Source organism: Xanthovirga aplysinae (genome assembly GCF_009711365.1).
Lineage (GTDB): Bacteria > Bacteroidota > Bacteroidia > Cytophagales > Cyclobacteriaceae > Xanthovirga > Xanthovirga aplysinae.
Map to the genome: position 1 here is coordinate 1 of NZ_SMMB01000503.1, position 1,964 is coordinate 1,964.

The window sequence follows — 1,964 nt, forward strand, 5'->3', positions numbered from 1 at the left end:
AGTTTTCTGTTCATAAAAAAGTACTGAAATATTGATAGTAAAATATTCTAAAGAATTCCTAAGGAGCAATGTACACAGCTTACAGCTGTCTTGGAACTTTTATCCATCATATTGAACTTGCCATTGCATGCTTTTTCAGTTAAGGAACTTCATGCTTCGTATAAATAGGAGGCGGTATCGGATCTTTTGTGGAAAAAGTTTGGAGGATATATATAAGCTAATACTGAATTTGCCCCTCCTTATTCTATGGACACCAAGGGGTTCAAAAAGGATTTTGATGTCGGAAAAAAGTTGAATAGCCTGCGAAAGCTCTAAAACAATTTTTAAAGCAATTGGATGAAACACAATTATTAGCCGAAGGTAAGGCTTGTTTTGCAGATTTGAGCTATTACAATACCATGAAAACTGCTGCTAAATTGAAACTGTCTATTGCAGAAACTGTTTATTCTGCTCAAAAAGAACGTTTTCAAAAAATAGAACGAAATCAATAAAAGTAGTAAGCGAATAAATTTAAAGCTATTGTGTCTAGTCCTGAAATAGGTTGACAGGTTTAGGGTCTAATTTAAATTGATATCAAGAATCTTCAAAGCATTAGTTTTGGAGGGTTTCTTTTTCCAGGACTTTGGCTTCAATCTGTGTTGATTATGCATCTGATTTGGAGTTAAGTATTCGGAACTTAAATGAGGCCGTTCCTGATTGTAAATCATTATTGATTCTTTTATTTTCTTTACACTTTCTAAATGTTCGCACAAACCATCCGCTATATTGAACTCCTGTTTTAATATACCATTGACTCTTTCAGCAATGGCGTTTTGAAAGGGATCATAACTTTCAGTCATACTCGGTTTTAAGTTATTTTCTTTAAGCAATCTTTGATATTCATTTGAACAGTATTGTAGACCTCTATCGGAATGATGTATAATTTCCCCATTTAATCTTCTGTTTTTATGGCCATTTCCAACGCTTTCAAAGGACCTTTTGTTCTTAAGTCTTCTGCAAGACAGTACCCCATTATTTGTTTTGAATAAGCATCGGTTACTAGTGAAAGATAGTTGTGTCCCTGGTTTGTAGGTACGCAAGTTATGTCAGCTACCCATACCTGTTCTGGTTTCTCGATTTGTTTATTGATTATTAGATTCTTATGTCTTTTTAACCAATGATTGGAGTCTGTGGTCTTGTGATAAGGCCGTTTTGGTTTAACTTGCATATGGTTTACCCCTAAAAAGGTAAATAATTTATCTCTCCTTATTTTTATACTTTTATATGTGAAGTCTTCTTTCAAAAGATAATAAAGTTTTCGGGTACCCAGACGAGGCATTCGTATACGCTTGTCGGTTACCATTTCTAAAATTTGTGAATACTTATCCATATTTGACTGATAAACTTGTTTACGTTTATAGTAAGCTTGCCTAGTCATCCCAAACAGTTTACAGGTAACATTAATGCTCCCTTTTTCTTTTTGGACATGTTTTTCAACTGTTAGGGTAAGGACTTTTTTCTGATTTCAAAGCCGAATTCCCCTTCGGCTACATCAATTAGGGGATCAAGTAATTTTGCCTTTTCCTCTGCCCAAAATACACGTTTTTCAGCTTCAGCCAGTTTTGCTTCAAGTTCTTTAATCTTTTGATTAGGGGTATTGGACATATGTGCTAAATCTGGTACACTCCAATCTAGTTTACCAAGCTTTCTTAACCAAACTAAAACGGTACTTATTCCCTGGATCCCGTATTTCTTCTGGGCTTGTTTATAGGAAAGATCACCTCTTTCTACTTCTTCGATTATCTGAAGTTTAAAGGCTAAGGTGTAATCACGCTGGCTGCGCTTGACTTTTTTCTGATCGGGTTTTTTCATTAGAGGTCAACTTTGTTGTCAACCTAATTCAGGACAGGACATTGTTACCTTTTAGGCCTCTTTTGAATAAAAAAGGGCTTTCCTTATTTATGAGGCCAGATAAATTTCATCAA

Annotated in this window: 4 protein-coding genes; 1 reads left to right on the forward strand and 3 read right to left on the reverse strand. The window is 34.9% G+C overall.

The genetic code is table 11. The features are described 5' to 3' along the window. Positions 1–332 precede the first annotated feature (332 nt). Positions 333–491 carry a hypothetical protein gene (locus E1171_RS02155; RefSeq protein WP_155203628.1) on the forward strand — a complete coding sequence of 53 codons (159 nt, stop codon included), beginning with the start codon at positions 333–335 and terminating at the stop codon, positions 489–491. A gap of 66 nt (positions 492–557) precedes the next feature. Here the strand turns inward: E1171_RS02155 and E1171_RS23505 are convergent, their stop codons facing one another. From E1171_RS23505 to E1171_RS02165, 3 genes are all read right to left on the reverse strand, one after another. Then, positions 558–839, reverse strand: a complete 282-nt coding sequence (locus tag E1171_RS23505; protein WP_187696195.1) for an integrase core domain-containing protein — start codon at positions 837–839, stop codon at positions 558–560. Between the two features lie 92 nt (positions 840–931). Then, positions 932–1,417 carry a DDE-type integrase/transposase/recombinase gene (locus tag E1171_RS23510; protein WP_187696196.1) on the reverse strand — a complete coding sequence of 162 codons (486 nt, stop codon included), beginning with the start codon at positions 1,415–1,417 and terminating at the stop codon, positions 932–934. Between the two features lie 62 nt (positions 1,418–1,479). Further along, the gene (locus E1171_RS02165) at positions 1,480–1,851 is read right to left on the reverse strand and encodes a hypothetical protein (RefSeq protein WP_155203632.1); all 372 of its coding nucleotides are present in this window, start codon (positions 1,849–1,851) and stop codon (positions 1,480–1,482) included. Positions 1,852–1,964 lie beyond the last annotated feature (113 nt).

What these genes read in the sequence shown, in the direction of transcription:
- E1171_RS23505 (WP_187696195.1), bottom strand. Translation starts at nt 839, where the DNA reads ATGACTGAAAGTTATGATCCCTTTCAAAACGCCATTGCTGAAAGAGTC.
- E1171_RS02165 (WP_155203632.1), bottom strand. Translation starts at nt 1,851, where the DNA reads ATGAAAAAACCCGATCAGAAAAAAGTCAAGCGCAGCCAGCGTGATTAC.
- E1171_RS23510 (WP_187696196.1), bottom strand. Translation starts at nt 1,417, where the DNA reads ATGACTAGGCAAGCTTACTATAAACGTAAACAAGTTTATCAGTCAAAT.